Genomic DNA, 21477 nt, shown 5'->3' with positions numbered 1-21477 from the left:
ATATCCTTTGTACTTAGCTTTCGCCTTGCAATTGGACAATACAATAACTTGCTTATCCTCTTTGCTCTGGCATAGCCTTCGCCTTGCACGTGGACAATTCAGCAGCCTGCTTATCCTCTTTGCTCAGGCATAGCCTTCGCCTTGCGCTCGGGCAACGCGTTGCGTTGCTTACCCTCGCTCATGCCATTGAAGTTGTTCACGCAGACTCACCACATCACCAATAATGGTCAATGTAGGCGCCTGAATTTGGTATTCACTGACTTTAGATGCAATATCTGCCAATGTACCGACCACGACTTTTTGTTCAGGTGTCGTCCCTTTAGAAACCAATGCGACAGGCATGTCTGGACGCTGCCCATGCGCAATGAGTTTCTCACAAATTTTTTCTAGACCGACCAAGCCCATATACAGCACGAGCGTTTGATTTTGATAAACCAACTCATTCCAAGGTAGCTCAGGTGAACCTTCTTTGAGATGCCCTGTCAAGAAGCGTACACTTTGCGCATAATCTCGATGCGTTAAAGGAATCCCTGCATAAGCCGAACATCCAGAGGCAGCAGTAATTCCCGGAACGACTTGGAAAGCAACGCCTGCCGCAAAGAGTTCCTGAATTTCTTCACCGCCGCGGCCAAAGATGAACGGATCTCCACCTTTTAAGCGACAGACGCGTTTGCCTTCACTTGCGTATTTTACCAGTAAGGCATTGATGCCTTCTTGCGGAACAGCATGATTGGATCTTGCTTTACCTACATAGATTTTTTCGGCATCGCGGCGGCAGAGGTCCATAATCGGCTGAGAAACCAAACGGTCATAGATCACCACATCCGCTTGCTGCATTAAACGCAGAGCTTTTAAGGTCAACAGTTCAGGATCACCCGGCCCTGCCCCAACCAAATACACCTCACCTTTCGGCTGTTTCCATTCCAATAAGGCCTGTTCAATCAAACGATTGGCTTCAGTCAAATTGTCATTGAATACTTGCTCTTTGAGCGGACTTGCATACAAATCTTCCCAAAAAATACGGCGTTCATCTGGATTGACGATTTTGGCTTTAACAGCTGCGCGCCATTGGCCTGAGAACTCAGCCAGTTTGCCCATGCCATGTGGAATTGAGCTTTCTAACTGGGTGCGGATTTGGCGTGAAAGCACTGGCGATGTGCCATTAGATGCAACAGAGATGACCAGCGGAGAACGGTCAATTATCGCAGGAACCATAAAACGGCAATGCGGCGGATCATCAACACTATTGACCAAGACATTTTCAGCTTCGCAGGCTTCAAATACCGCCTGATTGACTGCTTTGTCATTGGTTGCTGCAATCACTAAACGAAATTGACGAAGCTCAATGGCATTTTCTTGATAAACCGATTCGTGATAAATCGAGTTGAAATATTGACCTTGAGTTTGATTAACCAAGCTCAATAAATCATTTTCAATTTCGGGTGAGCAAACTGTCAGCTGAGCGCCCGCTTTTGCAAGCAGCACAGCTTTTCTATATGCAATTCGACCACCACCAACAATCAGACAAGGTTGCTGCTGCAACTTCAAAGAGATTGGAAAGATATCCACACACGACCTCAATAGTTTAAATCTGATTGTCTTAAGCAATTTTTGTGCACAAATGTATGCACTTTATCGACTATTAATCGATAAATTCAGCACCGCCCATATATGGACGAAGTACTGCTGGAATTTCAATTGAACCGTCTGCACGTTGATAGTTTTCCATCACGGCAAGTAAAGTACGGCCAACTGCCAAACCTGAACCATTTAGCGTGTGTACAAACTCAGTTTTCTTTTGGTCAGTACGGTAACGTGCTTTCATGCGACGTGCTTGGAAGTCACCCATGCATGAGCAAGATGAAATTTCACGGTAGGTATTTTGACTTGGCACCCAAACTTCTAAATCATAAGTTTTGATTGCACCAAAGCCCATGTCTCCGCCACACAGAACGACTTTACGGTATGGTAAGCCTAATGCTTGAAGAATACCTTCGGCATGACCCGTTAATTCTTCCAACGCATCCATCGAAGTTTCAGGTTTTACAATCTGAACCATTTCTACTTTGTCAAATTGGTGTTGACGGATCAAACCACGTGTATCACGGCCATACGAACCCGCTTCACTACGGAAACATGGCGTATGCGCTGCATATTTTAATGGCAAACGTTCTGGGTCAATGATTTCATCACGCACGAAGTTAGTTACAGGAACTTCAGCTGTAGGAATCAAGTAATATTCTTTTTCGCCTTGAAGTTTGAATAAATCTTCTTCAAATTTAGGCAATTGGCCTGTACCACGTAAAGAATCTGCATTAACCAAATACGGTACATAAGCTTCTGTATAGCCATTTTCCAAGGTATGTGTATTTAACATAAATTGGGTAATTGCACGCTGTAAACGCGCCAATGGGCCTTTGAGTACGCTAAAACGAGTACCTGTCAATTTGGTTGCGGTTTCAAATTCTAAACCGCCCATCATTTCACCCAAGTCAGTATGGTCTTTGATCTCAAAATCAAACTGACGTGGTGTACCCCACTTTAGAACTTCAACATTGTCATTTTCGTCTTTGCCTTCTGGCACAGACTCATGAGGTAAATTTGGAATCGATAAAGATTTGGCTTCAAGTTCAGCCTGAAGCTCAGAAAGTGCAACTTCTGCGGCTTTAATTTCATCACCAATAGCAGACATACGTGCCATGATTTCAGATGCATCACCGCCAGCTTTTTTAATTTGACCAACTTGTTTTGCACCAGCATTACGTTCAGCTTGTAACGACTCAGTTTTAGACTGAATTTCCTTACGGCGAGCTTCAAGGTCTGCCCACTCTGCTACGTTAAGTTGAACACCACGTTTTGCTAAGGCTAAGTTTACAGCCTCAATATTATTTCTGAGTAATTTCGGGTCGATCATAGCCAATCTTAAGTAAAGAAAAAAACTGGCTATAGTGTAAGCTCTTAACACTCAAAAATACAGTGACCGAGCTTACAGCTGCCCCTTATTAAACCAATAATCTTGCTTCAAATTGTCTTATTTGGTGTCGTAATTTGGCAAACTTGGTAAATATTCAGGTTTAAATAGCCCTTTAGCCGTAAAATATGGAAGTTTTAGCTCAGGCATGCCCTCTGCATAACTCGCCAATTCATACAGTGGATAAGCAAATACAATCCCGTTCGCACCATAATAAAAATTATCGCTTAACTGAAGTTTTGAACGTTCAATATCATGACTATCTAACCACATATAGTTGGCATCAAAAAGTGCGCTAATCACTTTCGTATCTGCACCTTTGACCAATACATCTTGTAAAGCCAAACGTTTTTTGGCTTTTAAATCAAAATTGACATATTCAACATGGGACATACCATGAGCCGCATGCGCTGCGTAGGTATAGCTTTCGATTGCAAAAGTTGCGATATGTCCCCACTGACTAATATATCGAACAGAAGTGGTACTTTGACTTAGGCCTGCATCCGTCTTGTCTGATAAATCGATTTTTTGATTCGGCTCAGTTGAAAATGCAATCGGGTCTGCTTTTTTAATCCGATCAGTAAAATATTGATTAATCCAATCAACATTGGTTTCAACCGTTTGAATCGTATATTGGGTACAGCCTTCCGCATCGCAAGCCTGTGCTTTTGGTAATTGCATCGCAACTGATTTAGATTGAATAAGTGGAATCGCATCAGCGACGACTGCTGGCTTCTGTTCCGTCGTTGCACCTTCAACAGGTTCATTTCGAGGATGGCAGGCCGTTAATGACCCGACTAAAACCACAGCTGAAACAGCCCAAGCTATATTATTCATATGATTTTTTTTCATCCCAAAATTCCCTATAGCAACAGTCAAAACCACAAGTCACTTCATTTAAGCAAACTGTGAATATCAGCATACTACTAAATTTCTCTTATATTCAGCTTGCTGGCTTTACATTTCTCCATAAAAAAAGCAGACCGATGTCTGCTTTTTTTCGATTATGAGAATTATTGATCAATAATGTCCGTACCTTTTGGAGGTACAAAATTAAAGGTTGACGCTGGAATAGACGCATTCACCTTCACATTATTGAAACGTACATGGGTTGTTTGACCTAATGAGTCTTGGAGAATCATTAAAGTCGGCGCATTTTTCGCACCAAAACTAATGGTTAAGCTTTGAAACACACCATCATCACTTTTTGGATATAAAGTGTAATAAGTTTTGGTCTTATTCGGCTGTGTAATACGATAAGACTTCATGATTTGAGCCGTATTACCTGACAATAATAATGCAGGCGTATTCGCAACTTGGTCATCTAAGCTTTGGCGTACTGCTTGTTGTAGGTCTGGGTCATAGATCCAAACTGTTTTACCTGTGGTCGCAATAGTTTGCTTAGATGGGCTGGTTGTTTCCCAATAGAATTTACCCGGGCGCTGAACTTTCATGACCCCAGTAAAAGTCTGGTTCATATGCTGCGCACTTAAACCTTTCTTTTGAGTTGCTTTTGGGTTAGTCACTTTTGTAGTTTGCTGAAAGTTAGCTGTAAAACTTTTAATACCCGATAATTGTTTCACCAAATTGGCAGTTGCCTGCTGCTCCGACGCTGCAACTGGTGCCGCGAATACTGTCGTACTCATAACCGGTGCCAGTGTCGCTGCACCTAATGCCATAGCACAGATGGTTTTACGAAGCATTTTCATAGATTCACCTTTTATATTTGCATCAACGCAATTTGTTAGATGGCTCCATCTTAAACCACTTTCATTGACTAAATTTAGAGAAAATAAGAAGTTTTGTATGGTTATTAATGCAAATTGCTGTTTTTTATTCATCATGATGGAGAAATATAAAATAAAAAGGCACTTGATTTGATTCAAATGCCTTTCAAATAGTTAAACAACGATTTAGCAATTTTAATAATCCAATATTGAGTTACTTCCATTGCCAACCGATCGATGCACCAGCGCCAAAGTCACCTTCAGAGTTCCCTGTTGCAGCCAATTTATACACATATTTATTGCTCTCAGTTACTCCACTAAAACCTACTGCATAGCCTTGTGAACCTTCCCAAGTCCCCATACCTACACTGAACATGTTGTATCCAGCATCTGTTGGTTGAGGTAAGGAGGCGATTGCAATACTTGAAGCAACAGCACCGTAAACATTATCTTTAAATTTATTGAAATTATGGTTCAATTCATTCACACGTTGATTGGTATAACTATTGGATTGGTTGAGTACATTTGCCCCATGCTGATCTGTATATGCTTTTGAACTATTTAACACTTCTAGATCTGCTTGACGCATTTGTTTCACGTTTACCGCATCGGTGTCTGCCGTACCAGCTGCCACATGGATAATTTGCCGCTCTGCACCAGCCGAGCCAACGGAAACCGTGTTATTGCGGTCAGAGCTTGAACCATTGCCAAGTACAACAGCATTATTTGCAGAGGTGTTGATATTGTTACCAACCACATAGGTATTATTACCTGTGACTGTGTTATTTGAACCTACAGCACCAGATCCATCACCACTGACTGTATTGTTTATACCGAGGGCAATAGACTGATTACCATCAGCTTTATTACCTGCACCGACTGCAATCGCATCTTGTCCATTCGCAGTTGGTTTAGGTGCTGTATTGGCAACGTTTGATTGTATTTTAATGTACGGATCTGTTCCTTTTAAGCTCAACAACCATTCAACTTCAGTACCGACAAATCCATTTTTTATCGCAAGTTCATACGCACTGAAACCATTTTCACCGGTTAGCCCTTGTGCGCCAACTGCACCACGTAGACTTTCTAGCCATTGGTCTTCATTGCCTTCATAACCATTGTTCACCGCAACTTGATAAGCACTTGCACCATCTAAACCATTGCTACCATTCAGACCGTTCAACCCATCCTTACCATCGATGCCGTCTCGGCCATTGAGTCCATCGACACCATCTTTACCGTCAATACCATCACGACCATTTAATCCGTCGACACCATCTTTACCGTCAATACCATCTTTACCATCGACTCCATCACGGCCATTGAGTCCGTTGACACCATCTTTACCATCGATTCCGTCTCGGCCATTGAGTCCGTCGACACCATCTTTACCATCGATTCCATCTCGGCCATTGAGTCCATCGACACCATCTTTACCATCGGTTCCGTCACGACCATTGAGACCATCGACACCATCCTTGCCGTCTATACCATCTTTACCATCGACTCCATCACGGCCATTGAGACCATCGACACCATCTTTACCATCGACTCCATCACGGCCATTAAGTCCGTCGACACCATCCTTGCCGTCTATACCATCTTTGCCATCGACGCCATCTTTGCCGTCCACACCATCCACGCCATCTTTGCCATCAGCGCCAGGTAAACCTTGATGCCCACCATGAGGTTTTCCTCCTCCCTCATGTCCATAACCATTGCCGTTCCCATGACTTGTGTGTCCTTTTCCGCCCGAATGTTGATGTGAATCATTACAACCACTCGAACAGGTTGAACCACCTGAGGTATGTCCTCCTGAACCACCAGCCCATGCAATTGAACCTATAGAAAGTAAAATACTCACAGCAAGTAATTTTGGTACAGCTTTAATAGCGATTGAAGTTGTTTCACCAAGTCCTAGTGTCTTTTCAAATGCAATTTGTTGGCTTTTATCAGGACAATTCCTTTTCTGATAGTCAGCATTGATAAAAACTGTATTCAATATTTTATTCATGTCCTTATCCTTTTTTTGTATTTGTACTCCTCTATTACGCTCTTTAATTTTTGTGATTTAAATCACTATTTATGGTGATTTGTTGATATACACATCGTTTGTAACAATCTAAAATAATACCTCACATTTTCTTCAGACGAAAAAAAACCCGCAAAAAAATGCGGGTCTTTTTTCTATTAAAGCTTACGCTTCAACAGATACGTAGCGACGACCGAATTGGCCTTTCACTTCGAATTTCACAACGCCGTCAGCAGTTGCAAATAAAGTATGGTCACGGCCCATACCTACATTTACACCAGCGTGGAATTCAGTACCACGTTGACGAACGATGATGTTACCAGCAGTCACAGATTGACCGCCGTAGATTTTAACACCCAACATTTTTGGGTTCGAGTCACGACCGTTTTTAGTCGAACCACCGGCTTTTTTAGTTGCCATGTCTACTTACTCCTCGTAATTAGCCTGAAATAGCTGTAATTTTCAACTCAGTGAACCATTGACGGTGACCTTGTTGTTTACGATAGTGTTTACGACGACGCATTTTGATGATGCGGATTTTGTCGTGACGACCATGGCTAACTACTTCAGCAGTTACTTTAGCGCCAGCTACTACTGGTGCACCAATTTGAATGCTGTCACCGTTAACAAGCATCAACACGTCATCAAAAGTAACAGTTGAGCCAGTTTCAGCTTTCAATAATTCTACTTTAAGGGTTTCACCCTCAACTACACGGTGTTGTTTACCACCGCTTTGGATTACTGCGTACATTTAAGTACTCCAAACATGCCCGTGTTGTCGTGCCGGTAAAGGGATATACCGATCTTAAAACGATCGTCACTGGGGTTTCGCAAAGGCAAAGATTTTAAGGGATAACCCGAAAAACAACAAGCCATTTCCGTAAAATATTAGATGAGTATGCGTTTATTATATAAACAGTGTCATTAAAAGTATTAAAATGAGTGATCTATTTCACTTACCATGTTTTTTGGCAAGGTTCGACATAGATTTTTAGCAACAATTCGCTAATATACACTGGACTGACATCAACAACATGCTGTTCAAACAACATGCTAAAGATAAAAGTCTGTTAAAAAATAAGTACAATACTTCCGCTTGATGAAAAAAATCACTTAAGATTAAGTCAATTGAGTAAGTTCTTATCTGTTATTCATATAACAAATTGCTACACTACGTCTGTAATTCAAAAATTATTGAGGTTTCTCTTCATATGACCATCGACTTTAAGCAAGATATTCTCGCGCCTGTTGCTACTGACTTTGCTGCGATGGACAAATTTATTAATGAAGGGATCACGTCTAAAGTTGCCTTGGTCATGGCAGTCAGTAAACATGTGGTTGAAGCAGGTGGTAAACGCATGCGTCCCATTATGTGCTTACTTGCAGCAAAGGCATGTGGCGCAGAAGATTTAGAAAAACACCGTAAACTTGCAGCAATTATTGAAATGCTACATACCGCAACCTTGGTTCATGACGACGTAGTCGATGAATCGGGTTTACGCCGTGGCCGCCCAACAGCAAATGCGACATGGAATAATCAAACTGCCGTACTTGTGGGTGATTTTTTGATTTCTCGCGCTTTTGATTTATTGGTGGATCTAGACAGCAAAGTATTACTCAAAGACTTTTCAACGGGTACCTGTGAAATTGCTGAAGGTGAAGTTTTACAACTTCAATCACAGCATCAACCAGAAACCACGGAACAGACCTACTTAGATATTATTCACGGCAAAACATCACGTTTATTTGAGCTCGCTACCGAAGGTGCAGCGATTCTGACTGGTACACCAGAGTACCGTGAACCGCTTAGAAAATTTGCCGGACACTTTGGAAATGCCTTTCAAATTATTGACGATATTTTAGATTACACCTCAGATGCTGAAACATTAGGTAAAAATATTGGCGATGATTTGATGGAAGGTAAACCAACTTTACCTTTAATCTCTGCCTTAAAGAATACCACTGGCGAAGAACATGACATTATTCGCCGCAGTATTGCCACAGGTGGTACGGCAGATTTAGAGCGTGTTATTCAGATTGTACAAAGCTCTGGGGCACTTGATTATTGTAGCCAACGAGCGACTGAAGAAACTGAGGCAGCACTAGCCGCTTTAGCAGCGCTACCAGATACTGAATATCGTCAAGCTTTAATCAACCTCGCAAACTTGGCATTACACCGAATTCAATAATTAACAATATTCCTCGTAATTCCCATTGCCTATGCATATAAAACTGAATGATATCTTTTTGACCATGCAGCAACAGCTCGATACCCCTCGGGCTGTGCTGGATGAAAACTTGCTGATCGAATTGGTCAACCGAATTCGACCAGAAGATACAAAAAATACTGACGAAATTAAGAAAAAATTTCAGGCTTTCATCCAAGCTTTACTCATCACGCCAGATGCAGCCTCTACCTTGCAAAGTTTTGTCCTAAAACTCATTAGCCGATATAAACAAACCAGTTTATATGCGGACACGGGTATTTTGTCTCTCGATGGTTTCTGGGGACAACTGTTCCAACGGCTTGGCGCACATTTTCTTCCTCTGATCAATGACGAAACTCAATTACAAGATTTAGTCCGTCGAGTTTTTTATCGTCATAGCGACAAATATTGGCTGGACAGTATTGATGATCAGCAATGGATGCAGCTATTTCGACTGTTTAACCAAGGTCATAGCAATCAGGAAGAAAAAAAGAAAATTCGCCGTGAGTTAATTAAAGCCATTACCGTTTTGTCCTATCGGGTAAGTGGTATTGGCTTATATCCTGAATTTATTAATGCACAGCCTGAACTGACCGAATATGAATCACCTTTTTTGGTGCAAAACCGCGAAATAAACGATTTTATTCAGCAGTATAAAAAGCTCCATCAAAGTGCTGAAGAAATGAGTGCTGTGCTACCGCCAGATGCTTCTCAAGCGTTGGTAATGCTGGAACAATGTCGTGATGTGGTACTGAAGATTCGGCGTGCGACCAAACGAATTGGCGTAAGTGTCAGCCTGACTTACTTATTGTCGCTTTTAGAACAGTGTTTAGATCGCTTAGAAATCTTACTCAACCTGATTGTTGAAGAAGATGATGTCCGCTATGTGTCTATGGGTAGTTTACTCAGTGATGTGACGTCAGCGATTTATAGCGAACGCAGTGTGCGCGATTTGCTCGCCACCAATAGTGAATTGGTTGCCCTACAAGTCACCGAAAACGCAAGTAAAACTGGCGAACACTATGTAAGTACGGACAAACAAGGCTTTATGAGCATGTACCGATCTGCGGCAGGTGCCGGTGTGATCATTGCGTGTATGGCAACTTTAAAAGTGCTGATGGCCCGTGTCAGCATGGCACCGCTCATGCAAGCCATTTCATATAGTCTGAACTACTCTTTCGGCTTTATGCTGATTCATGTCTTACATTTTACTGTTGCCACTAAACAGCCTGCGATGACAGCTGCCGCCCTTGCCTCGACGGTTCAGCATCGTAAAGGCTCGAAAATGGCGCAGATTGCCGAACTTGCCGCGCTAATTATTAACATCATTCGAACCCAGTTTATTGCAATCTTAGGCAACATCAGTATTGCGATTCCGGTCGCGGCATTGATCGCCTTAAGTTGGGATATGGCTTTACATGAGCCATTAATGAATCATGCAAAAGCAGCTAAAACCTTACACGACCTCAATCCATTTACCTCACTGGCTGTGCCACATGCTGCGATAGCTGGGGTATGTTTGTTTTTATCAGGTTTGCTTGCTGGGTACTTTGACAACATGGCAATCTATCGCAAAGTTGGACCTCGGATTCAAGCACATCCAAAGTTAAAACGCATCATGGGTCAAGAGAGACTGGATAAGCTTGCCGCTTACATTGAGCGAAACTTAGGTGCTTTAGCAGGTAACTTCTTATTTGGGATCATGCTGGGCAGTATGGGAACGATTGGATTTATTTTTGGTTTACCTTTAGATATTCGCCATATTGCCTTCGCCTCGGCCAACTTCATTCAAGGCCTCATCAATATTAATGGTTCACCAGACATTGGCTTAATCATTGTGTCATTCTTAGGAGTTATTCTGATTGGTCTGACTAACTTATTCGTCAGTTTCACGTTAACCATTATTGTGGCACTACGGGCACGTCGCGTAAGATTTGAACAATGGAAACCACTGGCTAAATTGGTGATGACTCATTTTCTAACGCGACCAAGTGACTTTTTCTGGCCACCGAAAACCCCACTTGAAGTTGAAGATGGCACACAAGCCAGCAAGAACAATCATTAGCAGATTTGTGTTTTATTTTAGTAAGATGTAAATGAACACAAAAAATAAAATCAGTATGATTTACACATACTTGAAATAAAGTGTACTGATGAGTACACTTTAATCCATTAATTAACCGAGCTCAAACCGGTTAAAATGACAAGGAATAAAATATGCCACGAACGCTACTGTTTGTTGGTTTTTTTGCATTAATTATCAGTGTGTTGTCGCTTTATTCTAGCTATTTAAATCTATTAGATTTAAGTATCGTGGAATGGATGAGTCAGCACCGTATTGCTGTTTTTAATCAAATTGCCATCGGACTTTCGGCGCTAGGCGGCATGCCTTTTGTATTATTTTTCACCACACTATGGTGTTTACACTTTGCGTGGTATAAAAAATACACAGAGATTGTTTTTATCAGTATAGGGATCTTTGGAAGTATCGGCCTTGCATGGTTGCTTAAATTTACGTTCACCAGACCGCGTCCCCCAGAAATGTACCATCTTGTAGCGTCTTACGGGAGTTCATTCCCAAGTGCACACAGTTGTTATGCTGCATCGCTTGCGTGTCTTATGATCTTGATTTACCGACAACATGCTCAACATCGCTTGATCACCATTTTGGCATTGTTATGGATGCTGTGTATGGGTGTTTCGCGAGTATATGTTGGGGTTCATTTTCCGACAGATGTCTTATCCGGTTGGAGCATAAGTTTTATTTGGATCGCGCTACTTTATTTGAGTTACATCAAAATCAGTAAAGCGTAAACAAATGAATAATTTAGATAAATATCTAATTGAGGTGGAACAATGATGTCTGCAAAGCTTTGGGCTCCCGCCCTGACTGCTTGCGCATTGGCAACAAGTATTGCACTTGTTGGTTGTAGCAAAGATCCTAAAAATGCACAGCAAGCTGCTGCTGCACAGCAAATGCCACCAACTGAAGTCGGTGTCATTGTTGCCCAACCGCAAAGCGTTGAACAATCTGTTGAACTTTCCGGCCGTACATCTGCCTATGAAATTTCAGAAGTACGTCCACAAACCAGTGGTGTAGTACTGAAACGTCTATTTGCAGAAGGCAGTTATGTTCGCGAAGGACAAGCCTTGTACGAGATAGACTCGCGTACAAACCGTGCTTCAGCTGACAGTGCTCGTGCTGCTTTAAGACGTCAACAAGCAAATTTAGGCGTGTTACGTGTTAAAGAAGGTCGCTACCGTCAGCTTGTGGGATCAAATGCGATTTCAAAACAAGAATACGACGATATTGTTGCTCAAGTTAAACTGGCTGAAGCAGATGTTGCTGCATCTCAGGCGGAACTTAAAAATGCAGAAATTAACTTAGGTTACTCAACTGTACGTGCACCAATTTCAGGTCAAACCAACCGTTCTACAGTCACAGCGGGTGCTTTAGTTACTGCATCTCAGGCTGATCCATTAGTCACAATTCAACGTCTTGATCCAATGTACGTTGACATTAACCAATCAAGCGCTGAACTTCTTCGCTTACGTCAGCAGTTAAGCCAAGGCAACTTGGACAGCAGTAATAACACCAAAGTGAAATTACGTCTTGAAGATGGTAGCGAATACCCAATTGAAGGTCGTCTTGCATTTTCTGATGCGAGTGTAAACCCAGATACAGGTACGGTTACACTTCGTGCTGTTTTTTCTAACCCGAATCATTTATTACTTCCGGGTATGTTTGCCAATGCTCGCATCGTTCAAGGTGTGATTCCAAATGCTTACCTGATTCCACAAGCTGCCATTACGCGTACCCCTACAGGTCAAGCGATTGCAATGATTGTGAATGCAAAAGGTGCTGTTGAATCTCGTCCTGTAACCACTGTTGGTACGCAAGGTTCGAATTGGATCGTGACTCAAGGCTTAAACACTGGCGATAAAGTGATTGTTGACGGTATTGCGAAAGTTAAGCCAGAGCAACAAGTTGTAGCCAAACCGTATCAACCTCAGGCTGCTGCACCTCAAGGTGCTCAACAACCTGCTGCAGCAAAGCCAAACGCTAAAGCCGCAGAACAAGCAGCGCCTAAAACTGAACAAAAAGCTACTTCAAACGCATAGGGAGTAGACTGAATGGCTCAATTCTTTATTCATCGCCCCATTTTTGCATGGGTGATTGCATTGGTGATTATGTTGGCGGGTGTACTCACGCTATCAAATATGCCAATTGCACAGTATCCGACCATTGCGCCGCCAACGGTTTCAATCTCTGCGACTTACCCTGGTGCATCTGCAGAAACAGTTGAAAACACCGTAACCCAAATCATTGAACAACAAATGAATGGTTTGGATGGCTTACGTTATATTTCGTCAAACAGTGCGGGTAACGGTCAGGCATCTATTACATTGAACTTTGAACAAGGGATCGATCCAGATATCGCCCAAGTTCAAGTCCAAAACAAACTCCAGTCTGCGACAGCGCTATTACCTGAAGACGTACAACGTCAAGGTGTAAAAGTAACCAAATCTGGCGCAAGCTTCCTACAAGTTGTAGCATTCCACTCACCATCGGGTAAGTTGACTGCGGACGACATTAAGGACTATGTAAACTCGAATATTTCTGAACCTCTCAGCCGTGTGGCAGGTGTAGGTGAAGTCCAAGTATTCGGTGGTTCTTATGCGATGCGTATTTGGCTAGATCCAGCCAAAATGGCAAACCTGAAAGTTACACCGAGTGATGTGGCTGCGGCTATCCGTACACAGAATGCTCAGGTTGCTGTTGGTCAGTTAGGTGGTGCGCCTGCAACTGAAGGTCAAGTACTGAACGCGACAGTTACAGCACAAAGTTTGTTGCAAACACCAGAGCAGTTTAAAAACATTTTCCTGCGTAACAGTAGTGATGGTGCTCAGGTACGTTTAGGTGATGTTGCACGTGTTGAATTAGGTGCTGACAACTATCAGTTTGACTCTAAGTTCAACAACAAACCTGCTGGTGGTGTAGCGATCAAACTAGCAACTGGTGCAAACGCATTAGATACAGCCGAAGCTGTTGAAGCACGTTTAAAAGAACTACGTCCAAACTACCCTGAAGGTTTAAAAGACACGCTTGCATTTGATACGACTCCATTCATTAAGTTATCGATTGAAAGTGTTGTACATACCCTTGTAGAAGCCGTGATTCTTGTATTCTTTGTGATGTTCTTATTCTTACAGAACTGGCGCGCAACGATTATTCCGACATTGGCTGTACCTGTAGTGGTATTGGGTACTTTTGCTGTCATTAACATGTTTGGTTTCTCGATCAACACACTCACCATGTTCGCGATGGTACTGGCGATTGGTCTCCTCGTGGATGATGCGATTGTTGTCGTAGAGAACGTTGAACGTGTCATGGTTGAAGATCATCTTGACCCCGTGACTGCAACTGAAATCTCAATGAAACAGATCTCGGGTGCCTTAATCGGTATTACCTCTGTGTTAACCGCTGTATTCGTGCCGATGGCATTTTTCGGTGGTACAACAGGTGTAATTTATCGTCAGTTCTCAATCACGCTGGTAACAGCAATGATTCTGTCATTGATTGTGGCATTGACCTTTACCCCTGCCCTATGTGCGACCATGTTGAAACAACATGATCCAAACAAACCTGAAAGCAACAACATCTTTGCCCGTTTCTTCCGTTGGTTTAACAGCTCTTTTGATAAAGTTGCGCATAAATACCAAGGCGGCGTGAACTTCATGACACACCACAAGATTTTCTCTGGTGTGATTTATGCAGTTGTAATCGGCTTATTAGTGCTTTTATTCCAAAAGTTACCATCATCATTCTTACCTGAAGAAGACCAAGGTGTTGTAATGACACTGGTACAGTTACCACCGAATGCCTCACTTGAGCGTACGGATAAAACTGTCACTGCAATGACCGATTACTTCCTGAAAAACGAAGAAAAATATGTCGATTCTGTATTCAGTGTTGCCGGTTTCTCGTTCACAGGTGTAGGTCAAAACGCAGGTCTTGCATTCATCAAGTTAAAAGATTGGGAAGACCGTACATCACCTGAATCTCAAGTGGGTGCGATTATTCAACGTGGTATGGCATTGAACATGATCGTGAAGGATGCTTCATACATCATGCCAATCCAATTACCAGCAATGCCTGAATTGGGTGTAACTGCCGGCTTCAACTTGCAGTTAAAAGCTTCTGCAGGTCAAACCCATCAACAACTTATCGATGCCCGTAATATGGTGCTCGGTATGGCTGCTCAAGATAAACGCCTCATGGGTGTTCGTCCTAACGGTCAAGAAGATACACCACAGTACAAAATCACGATTGACCAAGCTCAAGCTGGTGCAATGGGTGTGAGTATTTCTGAGATTAACACCACAATGGGTATGGCATGGGGTGGTTCTTACATCAATGACTTCGTTGACCGTGGTCGTGTGAAGAAAGTCTATGTACAAGGTGAAGCTGCGGCACGTATGATGCCTGAAGACCTGAGCCAGTGGTATGTCCGTAACAACCAAGGCACAATGGTTCCATTCTCGACCTTCGCTACTGGTGAATGGACTTATGGTTCACCACGTCTTGAACGTTATAACGGTATCGCATCTGTGAACATTCAAGGTTCACCGGGTGTGGGTGTAAGTTCGGGCGACGCGATGAAAGCGATGGAAGAAATTGTACAAAAACTTCCTTCGATGGGCGTTCAAGGCTTTGACTATGAATGGACTGGTTTATCTCTAGAAGAACGTGAGTCTGGCGCACAAGCACCATTCCTATACGCACTTTCATTGTTAATCGTCTTTCTATGTCTTGCTGCCTTGTATGAAAGCTGGTCTATTCCGTTCTCAGTATTACTGGTTGTACCATTAGGTGTATTGGGTGCGTTATTACTGACTTTCCTTGGAATGGTGTTCTTCAAAAATCCAAACTTGGCGAATAACATTTACTTCCAGGTGGCTATTATTGCCGTCATTGGTTTGTCCGCGAAGAATGCGATCTTGATCGTAGAATTTGCCAAAGAACTTCAAGAAAAAGGTGAAGATCTGTTTGACGCAACATTGCATGCCGCTAAAATGCGTCTACGTCCAATTATCATGACTACTTTAGCCTTCGGTTTTGGTGTACTTCCGCTTGCGCTTTCTTCGGGTGCAGGTGCAGGTAGCCAGCACTCCGTAGGTTATGGTGTATTGGGTGGCGTAATCAGTTCTACCCTACTTGGTATCTTCTTTATTCCTGTGTTCTATGTATGGATCCGAAGTATCTTTAAGTACAAACCAAAACAACAAAATAATCAGGAGCATTTATCGTGATGCAAAATGTATGGTCTATTGCAGGTCGTAGCATTGCGGTTTCTTCACTTGCGCTTGCTTTGGCTGCCTGCCAAAGCATGCGTGGTCCAGAGCCGGTTGTTCAGACCAATATCCCCGAAAGCTACACAGCAAGTGCTTCTGGTACTTCTGTTGCTGAACAAGGATATAAAGATTTCTTTGCTGACCAACGTCTGGTACAAGTTCTTGACTTAGCTTTAGCCAACAACCGTGACCTGCGTACCGCAGCTTTAAATATTGAACGTGCACAGCAACAGTATCAAATCACTGCCAATGGTCAATTACCAACCATTGGTGCCAGTGGTAGCGTACTTCGTCAAGACACGTTGAATACGCAAAAGCCTATCACCTCTTACAATGTCGGTTTAGGTGTCACTGCCTATGAACTTGATTTTTGGGGTCGTGTACGTAGCTTAAAAGACAATGCTTTAGACAGTTACCTTGCAACTGCAAGTGCCCGTGATGCGACACAAATTGCCTTGATCGGTCAAGTGGCTCAAGCATGGTTAAACTATGCATACGCTAACTCAAACTTGAAGCTTGCGGATCAAACCTTAAAGGCTCAGCTTGAATCTTACAACCTCAACAAAAAGCGTTTTGATGTCGGTATTGACAGTGAAGTTCCTGTTCGTCAGGCTCAAATTTCTGTAGAAACTGCACGTAATGATGTTGCAAATTACAAGACTCAAATTGCTCAAGCGCAAAACTTATTGAACCTATTAGTGGGTCAACAAGTGCCTGCGAACTTGCTGCCAAATCAACGTGTCAGTCGAATTACTTCGACCAATACCATTGGTTCAGGTATTCCAAGTGACTTGTTGAACAACCGTCCAGATGTACGTGCAGCTGAATATAAACTGTCTGCTGCTGGTGCGAACATTGGTGCAGCTAAAGCACGTCTGTTCCCTACGATTAGTCTGACAGGTTCAGCGGGTTATGCTTCAACGGACTTAGGTGATCTATTTAAATCAGGCAACTTTGTATGGTCTGCTGGCCCTAGCCTAGATATTCCAATTTTCGACTGGGGTACACGTCAGGCAAATATTAAAGTTTCTGAAACTGACCAGAAAATTGCATTGTCTGATTATGAAAAATCAGTTCAGTCAGCTTTCCGTGAAGTGAATGATGCGCTTGCAGTTCGCCAAAACATTGGTGACCGTATTGCAGCACAGCGCCGTTTAGTTGATGCAACCAACACAACGTACAAACTATCAAATGCTCGCTTCCGTGCTGGTATTGATAGCTACTTAACTGTACTGGATGCGCAGCGTGCATCTTATGCAGCTGAGCAAGGTTTGTTGTTGCTTGAACAAGCAAATCTCAACAATCAAGTTGAATTGTATAAAACACTTGGTGGTGGTATCAAAGCCAACACTTCTGATGCTGTGCAATACCAACCTTCTACTGCTGAGCGTAAAGCTGCATCAAAACAATAATTTGATTTAGCCTAGCCAGTAATATTTGAAAAGCTCACTTCGGTGGGCTTTTTCATTTTTAGATCGAAGCTTTAAAATAAAAATGAATTTATTGCTTTTTGCTAAAGAGTTTTCTATCTTCAATTCACCTTTTTATATTGATAACTAAAAATGCTTTTAAGTAATCTTGAATCTGTTCCGGGTCATACCATTACACAACAACTTGATGTCGTTTATGGCAGTACTGTCCGCAGTAAACATGTTGGTCGTGACTTTATGGCTGGCCTAAAAAATATCGTGGGTGGTGAACTCAAAGGTTATACAGAACTACTCGAAGAATCCCGTCAAGAAGCTATGAGCCGTATGATTGATAAAGCACGTGCCTTAGGCGCGAATGCGGTCGTCGGTATCCGTTTTTCAACCTCAAATATTGCTCAAGGCGCCTCTGAATTATTTGTGTATGGCACGGCTGTTCGCGTAGAAGCCAACTCAGCAAAACTCCCAGACCCATTTCCAACTCAGGACTAAGTCATGGATGCCTTTATTTTTAAAGTCCTGATCTTTGTGGTGCTCTTTTGTATTGGTTGGGGCTTCGGTCGCCATATCGAACAAAAACATCTCAAAGAACTCGAAGCTCAAGAAAAGCGATTGGCACATATTCGCATAGACAACAACCGCTTTAAAACTACTGAACATTTCGGACAACTTATTTCGAGTAATGTAGTGATTTCACATGATTATTTTAAATATGTGATTGCCAATATTCAGAACTTCTTTGGCGGACGTTTAACCAGTTATGAAAGCATCGTCGATCGGGCACGTCGTGAAGCCGTGGTGCGTTTAAAGCAAGAAGCTGAAAAAATGGGCGCAACGCAAATTATGGGTCTGCGTTTAAGCACCACTGAGCTGGGTATGCAAGGCGGCATGGTCGAAGTCTTTGCGTATGGGACTGCAATTCAAAAGAGAGACATCTGATCTCTCTACTTCTCCCCAATTCATTTTTACTATTTAATTTACTTTACACAATGTGTCTTCAAACTCTTCATAACTCACATTTTCATTGCGACAAATTTTAAAGCAAACCTCATTAAATTTCTTTTCATCAATATTTGGATCATGATAACTAAATGCAACATCTCCAGCATAAGCACGTGCCAGATCTTGCACCACAATGTCAGCTTTACATCCATATAAAGTTGGACATGCCTCTAATGTTCCTTCGTAATACTCTTTACACTGAGTCGGTTCGACATCCACCTTATTGGGTTTTTGCATCGACACATTTAAACCATATTCATTCATTAGAAGAAAATATTGAAGTTTTCTAAATGGTTTTAAGTCAATCTCGAGTCCCGAATGATTGATACGAGCCAATTGATCTTTGTAAGAATTATGATCATCTGAGATTAACTCTGCATTACCAGCTTTGTCGATTTTGATAAAGGTATAGTTGACAGGCATATACGCTCCACTCCCCTTATGTGCAATCACTTCGATCAAATGATCTTTCGCAATAAATGCTCCCGTAAATACAGTCGATTCAACACTGGTCAGCAACTTACCTTTCACTAAAACACAATATCCAAAACATTGATCTTTGAATCTAGCCTGATCGCCTTTAAAATCATCAACAGGATGAAATTCAGCTCGCCATTTAAAATCACCAATTTTATTCGAGCTATAAGGTAATTTATCAACATCTGAATCTTGAGGATTTTGACTGTAATACTCAGACTTCAATAATCCTTTTTCATCAAACAGTGCTTCGATCGGTAACCACCCCTCATTTGGTCCTCGCATAACAACTTCTGCACTCGCCGCTTCAACTTTAGGTTCAATCTCAACAGATTCAATAACTGGTTCTGATACAGTTCCTATTTCTTTTTCAGGCTTTTCGAGCGTTGACTTCTGCTCAATTTTTTGAGTTTTCTGTTTAAAATAAAAATATGCCACTGTACCGATTGCACCAATGATTGCGCACAAAATGATGGCTATTCCCCATTTGTTAAAATTATTCTTTTTCATTTCTTATAATCTCGTTACTCATTAAAAAAGTCACTGTTAAGAGTGACTTTTAAACTATTTAAACTTGATAAAATTTACTTCACTTTGGTTTTACGAATCATTTTATATAACGTTGTCGGTGATAATCGAGATACCCAAACACCGAGCTTTTCTTTAGAACCACCCACCACGATGTATTCTTCCCCACGTTGCAAAGATTGCACCACCGTTTCGGCAAACTCATTGGCTTCTAGACCATTTTCAATGGCTTCATCCTGATGCCCTTGTGGCTTGCCGGCACCATTGAGTGCATTAAATGAAACATTGGTTTTGACAAATCCGGGGAATATCACCGATACGCCCACCCCTTGATCCGCAACTTCCGCACGTAGACTGTTCGCCCACATATGAATGGCAGCTTTTGCAGCAGAATAGGTCGCGCGGTATTGTGTCCCTAATAAGCCTGCAACACTTGAAACAAAAGCAATTCGACCAGACTTTTGTGCTAAAAATGTCGGTAAAACGGTTTTGGTTAAATAGACTTGCGAAAAATAATCTACTTCCATGATGGCACGTTCAGTTTGCATAGTCGTATCCGTAATCAATGCACGCTGACTCAATCCCGCATTATTGATTAGCCAGTCAATTCGACCTTTATGCGCAAGGACTTGTTCATAAGCATGGCGAACTTGTTCTTCATTGGTAATATCTGCACACACTGAAAGATGCTGATCTGGATGTAATAATGAAACACGGACTTTTTCCAACTCTTCAAAACGACGTGCGGTCAAAATGACCTGCGCCCCTTGCAAAGCACATTCTTTTGCTAAAGCTTCACCCAAACCTGAAGATGCCCCAGTAATCCATACCACTTTTCCGTTCAAATCATCACGTTTTGCCATTTTGACATCCTTTTAAATAACTAATTTATTCATTTATATGTATTTTATGCTTTACGTAGTACAGGCTCATTGTTCAAAAACACCATAAAATGATCAAAGTACTGACTCATCGATTGTGCATCATAAATTTTGCCGAGTTTATCGAAGCGTTTATATCCGAGTTGCGTGGTGAGATTGATGACACCGGTTAAAGTTTTATCCACCACCATATTAAATTTCAGCATTTTTTTTGGTTCTCGCACCAAATGCGTCACCCCGGCATCGACCACTTGTGTAAATGCCTTCAATGCGAGTGGGACATATTGATTCTGCCCTTCTTTCATTTGACTGACATAGGCAAGCAAGTCGGTGGCTAAAGAGGCATCGATCGGATAATGCATATAATGCTGACCATCTTCGCTGTAAAAACGTCCATATAAATAATTTACCATCGGTACAAGGCGGTCATTGCCAAAAAAAGACACCGACCACGGCATATATTTACGGGTTGTTTCACGTATTTGCTGAATAATTTTTTCGGATTCATTGTCTCCAGACTTATTCATACGCGCCATTTGGCCAAAAACTTGATCTAAAATTTCACATGCAATATCCGCTAAATTATCCCCTAAGGCTTTGGACTGACTTTCTGTTTCACCTGCATTGAGTTTTTGATGAATTGTCTCAAAACGTTGATATGTCGTAGGTTGAATCTTTAAAGAAATAGAATAAGTCATTTGATATTGCTCCTTTTATCTTAGTTTTGGGATCAATGGATACTTCTTATCTTAGGTCCTATCATACGGACTCTTTTATTTACTGCCAAATCCTAAAAGTTAACATTCGCCCAACATCCCTAATTCACCATTTTTTTTGCTACAATAGATCTAATTTTTTATCCACTTTTG

General features: G+C 42.0%; 18 protein-coding genes. 8 read left to right on the top strand and 10 right to left on the bottom strand.

Annotated features, from left to right (window positions below; translation table 11 throughout):
* Positions 1–168: 168 nt before the first annotated feature.
* The 7 genes from cysG to rplU all read right to left on the bottom strand — a co-directional run bounded on the left by cysG (position 169) and on the right by rplU (position 7481).
* A complete protein-coding gene (cysG, locus tag FTU80_RS00840) occupies positions 169–1569 on the bottom strand; it encodes a siroheme synthase CysG (RefSeq protein WP_180083735.1) in 1401 nt (466 codons plus the stop codon).
* A 73-nt stretch (positions 1570–1642) separates the two neighbouring features.
* The gene (gene serS / locus FTU80_RS00835; protein WP_078192204.1) at positions 1643–2914 is read right to left on the bottom strand and encodes a serine--tRNA ligase; all 1272 of its coding nucleotides are present in this window, start codon (positions 2912–2914) and stop codon (positions 1643–1645) included.
* Positions 2915–3031: 117 nt separating this feature from the next.
* Positions 3032–3823: an RsiV family protein gene (locus FTU80_RS00830; protein WP_180083732.1), complete on the bottom strand. Its 792-nt coding sequence runs from the start codon at positions 3821–3823 to the stop codon at positions 3032–3034.
* A gap of 161 nt (positions 3824–3984) precedes the next feature.
* A complete protein-coding gene (gene lolA / locus FTU80_RS00825; RefSeq protein WP_111885313.1) occupies positions 3985–4680 on the bottom strand; it encodes an outer membrane lipoprotein chaperone LolA in 696 nt (231 codons plus the stop codon).
* Between the two features lie 232 nt (positions 4681–4912).
* Complete coding sequence (locus tag FTU80_RS16345) at positions 4913–6712, bottom strand: YadA-like family protein (protein ID WP_257221377.1); 1800 nt, start codon at positions 6710–6712, stop codon at positions 4913–4915.
* Between the two features lie 183 nt (positions 6713–6895).
* Positions 6896–7150, bottom strand: a complete 255-nt coding sequence (gene rpmA, locus FTU80_RS00815; protein WP_067764378.1) for a 50S ribosomal protein L27 — start codon at positions 7148–7150, stop codon at positions 6896–6898.
* A 19-nt stretch (positions 7151–7169) separates the two neighbouring features.
* Positions 7170–7481: a 50S ribosomal protein L21 gene (gene rplU / locus FTU80_RS00810; protein ID WP_078191390.1), complete on the bottom strand. Its 312-nt coding sequence runs from the start codon at positions 7479–7481 to the stop codon at positions 7170–7172.
* Positions 7482–7941: 460 nt separating this feature from the next.
* Between rplU and sdsA the strand changes: the two genes are divergently transcribed.
* From sdsA to FTU80_RS00770, 8 genes are all read left to right on the top strand, one after another.
* Positions 7942–8919 (top strand): All-trans-nonaprenyl-diphosphate synthase, encoded by a 978-nt coding sequence (gene sdsA, locus FTU80_RS00805; RefSeq protein ID WP_078191391.1) that lies wholly within the window; start codon positions 7942–7944, stop codon positions 8917–8919.
* A 31-nt stretch (positions 8920–8950) separates the two neighbouring features.
* Positions 8951–11002: a site-specific recombinase gene (locus FTU80_RS00800; RefSeq protein ID WP_078192207.1), complete on the top strand. Its 2052-nt coding sequence runs from the start codon at positions 8951–8953 to the stop codon at positions 11000–11002.
* A 152-nt stretch (positions 11003–11154) separates the two neighbouring features.
* Complete coding sequence (locus FTU80_RS00795; RefSeq protein WP_180023210.1) at positions 11155–11751, top strand: phosphatase PAP2 family protein; 597 nt, start codon at positions 11155–11157, stop codon at positions 11749–11751.
* Between the two features lie 42 nt (positions 11752–11793).
* Positions 11794–13059, top strand: a complete 1266-nt coding sequence (locus FTU80_RS00790) for an efflux RND transporter periplasmic adaptor subunit (RefSeq protein ID WP_180083729.1) — start codon at positions 11794–11796, stop codon at positions 13057–13059.
* A 12-nt stretch (positions 13060–13071) separates the two neighbouring features.
* Entirely contained in the window at positions 13072–16251 is a 3180-nt protein-coding gene (locus FTU80_RS00785) for an efflux RND transporter permease subunit (RefSeq protein WP_078192210.1), read from the top strand.
* Complete coding sequence (gene adeK / locus FTU80_RS00780) at positions 16251–17705, top strand: multidrug efflux RND transporter AdeIJK outer membrane channel subunit AdeK (RefSeq protein WP_180034600.1); 1455 nt, start codon at positions 16251–16253, stop codon at positions 17703–17705. The genes FTU80_RS00785 and adeK overlap by 1 nt, the downstream gene beginning before the upstream one ends.
* A gap of 150 nt (positions 17706–17855) precedes the next feature.
* Positions 17856–18212: a YbjQ family protein gene (locus tag FTU80_RS00775; RefSeq protein WP_078192212.1), complete on the top strand. Its 357-nt coding sequence runs from the start codon at positions 17856–17858 to the stop codon at positions 18210–18212.
* A 3-nt stretch (positions 18213–18215) separates the two neighbouring features.
* On the top strand, positions 18216–18659 hold the full coding sequence (locus FTU80_RS00770) for a YbjQ family protein (protein WP_111885285.1): 444 nt from the start codon (positions 18216–18218) through the stop codon (positions 18657–18659).
* A gap of 33 nt (positions 18660–18692) precedes the next feature.
* On the opposite strand, the gene FTU80_RS00765 is transcribed toward FTU80_RS00770, so the two are convergent.
* From FTU80_RS00765 to FTU80_RS00755, 3 genes are all read right to left on the bottom strand, one after another.
* Positions 18693–19709: a hypothetical protein gene (locus FTU80_RS00765; protein WP_180083726.1), complete on the bottom strand. Its 1017-nt coding sequence runs from the start codon at positions 19707–19709 to the stop codon at positions 18693–18695.
* Between the two features lie 74 nt (positions 19710–19783).
* Positions 19784–20590: an SDR family oxidoreductase gene (locus FTU80_RS00760; protein WP_078191399.1), complete on the bottom strand. Its 807-nt coding sequence runs from the start codon at positions 20588–20590 to the stop codon at positions 19784–19786.
* Between the two features lie 44 nt (positions 20591–20634).
* Positions 20635–21306, bottom strand: a complete 672-nt coding sequence (locus tag FTU80_RS00755; protein WP_180083723.1) for a hypothetical protein — start codon at positions 21304–21306, stop codon at positions 20635–20637.
* Positions 21307–21477 lie beyond the last annotated feature (171 nt).

The sequence above is a fragment of the Acinetobacter sp. YH12145 genome (assembly GCF_013418335.1).
Taxonomy (GTDB): domain Bacteria; phylum Pseudomonadota; class Gammaproteobacteria; order Pseudomonadales; family Moraxellaceae; genus Acinetobacter; species Acinetobacter amyesii.
Note: the sequence above shows the minus strand (reverse complement) of the source record. Positions and strands in the feature narration are given on the sequence as shown.

Coding starts and splice junctions, on each gene's coding strand:
- lolA (WP_111885313.1), bottom strand. CDS start 4,680: ATGAAAATGCTTCGTAAAACCATCTGTGCTATGGCATTAGGTGCAGCG.
- FTU80_RS16345 (WP_257221377.1), bottom strand. CDS start 6,712: ATGAATAAAATATTGAATACAGTTTTTATCAATGCTGACTATCAGAAA.
- FTU80_RS00795 (WP_180023210.1), top strand. CDS start 11,155: ATGCCACGAACGCTACTGTTTGTTGGTTTTTTTGCATTAATTATCAGT.
- FTU80_RS00770 (WP_111885285.1), top strand. CDS start 18,216: ATGGATGCCTTTATTTTTAAAGTCCTGATCTTTGTGGTGCTCTTTTGT.
- FTU80_RS00760 (WP_078191399.1), bottom strand. CDS start 20,590: ATGGCAAAACGTGATGATTTGAACGGAAAAGTGGTATGGATTACTGGG.
- FTU80_RS00755 (WP_180083723.1), bottom strand. CDS start 21,306: ATGACTTATTCTATTTCTTTAAAGATTCAACCTACGACATATCAACGT.
- FTU80_RS00830 (WP_180083732.1), bottom strand. CDS start 3,823: ATGAAAAAAAATCATATGAATAATATAGCTTGGGCTGTTTCAGCTGTG.
- FTU80_RS00800 (WP_078192207.1), top strand. CDS start 8,951: ATGCATATAAAACTGAATGATATCTTTTTGACCATGCAGCAACAGCTC.
- rplU (WP_078191390.1), bottom strand. CDS start 7,481: ATGTACGCAGTAATCCAAAGCGGTGGTAAACAACACCGTGTAGTTGAG.
- FTU80_RS00765 (WP_180083726.1), bottom strand. CDS start 19,709: ATGAAAAAGAATAATTTTAACAAATGGGGAATAGCCATCATTTTGTGC.
- serS (WP_078192204.1), bottom strand. CDS start 2,914: ATGATCGACCCGAAATTACTCAGAAATAATATTGAGGCTGTAAACTTA.
- adeK (WP_180034600.1), top strand. CDS start 16,251: ATGCAAAATGTATGGTCTATTGCAGGTCGTAGCATTGCGGTTTCTTCA.
- rpmA (WP_067764378.1), bottom strand. CDS start 7,150: ATGGCAACTAAAAAAGCCGGTGGTTCGACTAAAAACGGTCGTGACTCG.
- FTU80_RS00775 (WP_078192212.1), top strand. CDS start 17,856: ATGCTTTTAAGTAATCTTGAATCTGTTCCGGGTCATACCATTACACAA.
- FTU80_RS00790 (WP_180083729.1), top strand. CDS start 11,794: ATGATGTCTGCAAAGCTTTGGGCTCCCGCCCTGACTGCTTGCGCATTG.
- FTU80_RS00785 (WP_078192210.1), top strand. CDS start 13,072: ATGGCTCAATTCTTTATTCATCGCCCCATTTTTGCATGGGTGATTGCA.
- sdsA (WP_078191391.1), top strand. CDS start 7,942: ATGACCATCGACTTTAAGCAAGATATTCTCGCGCCTGTTGCTACTGAC.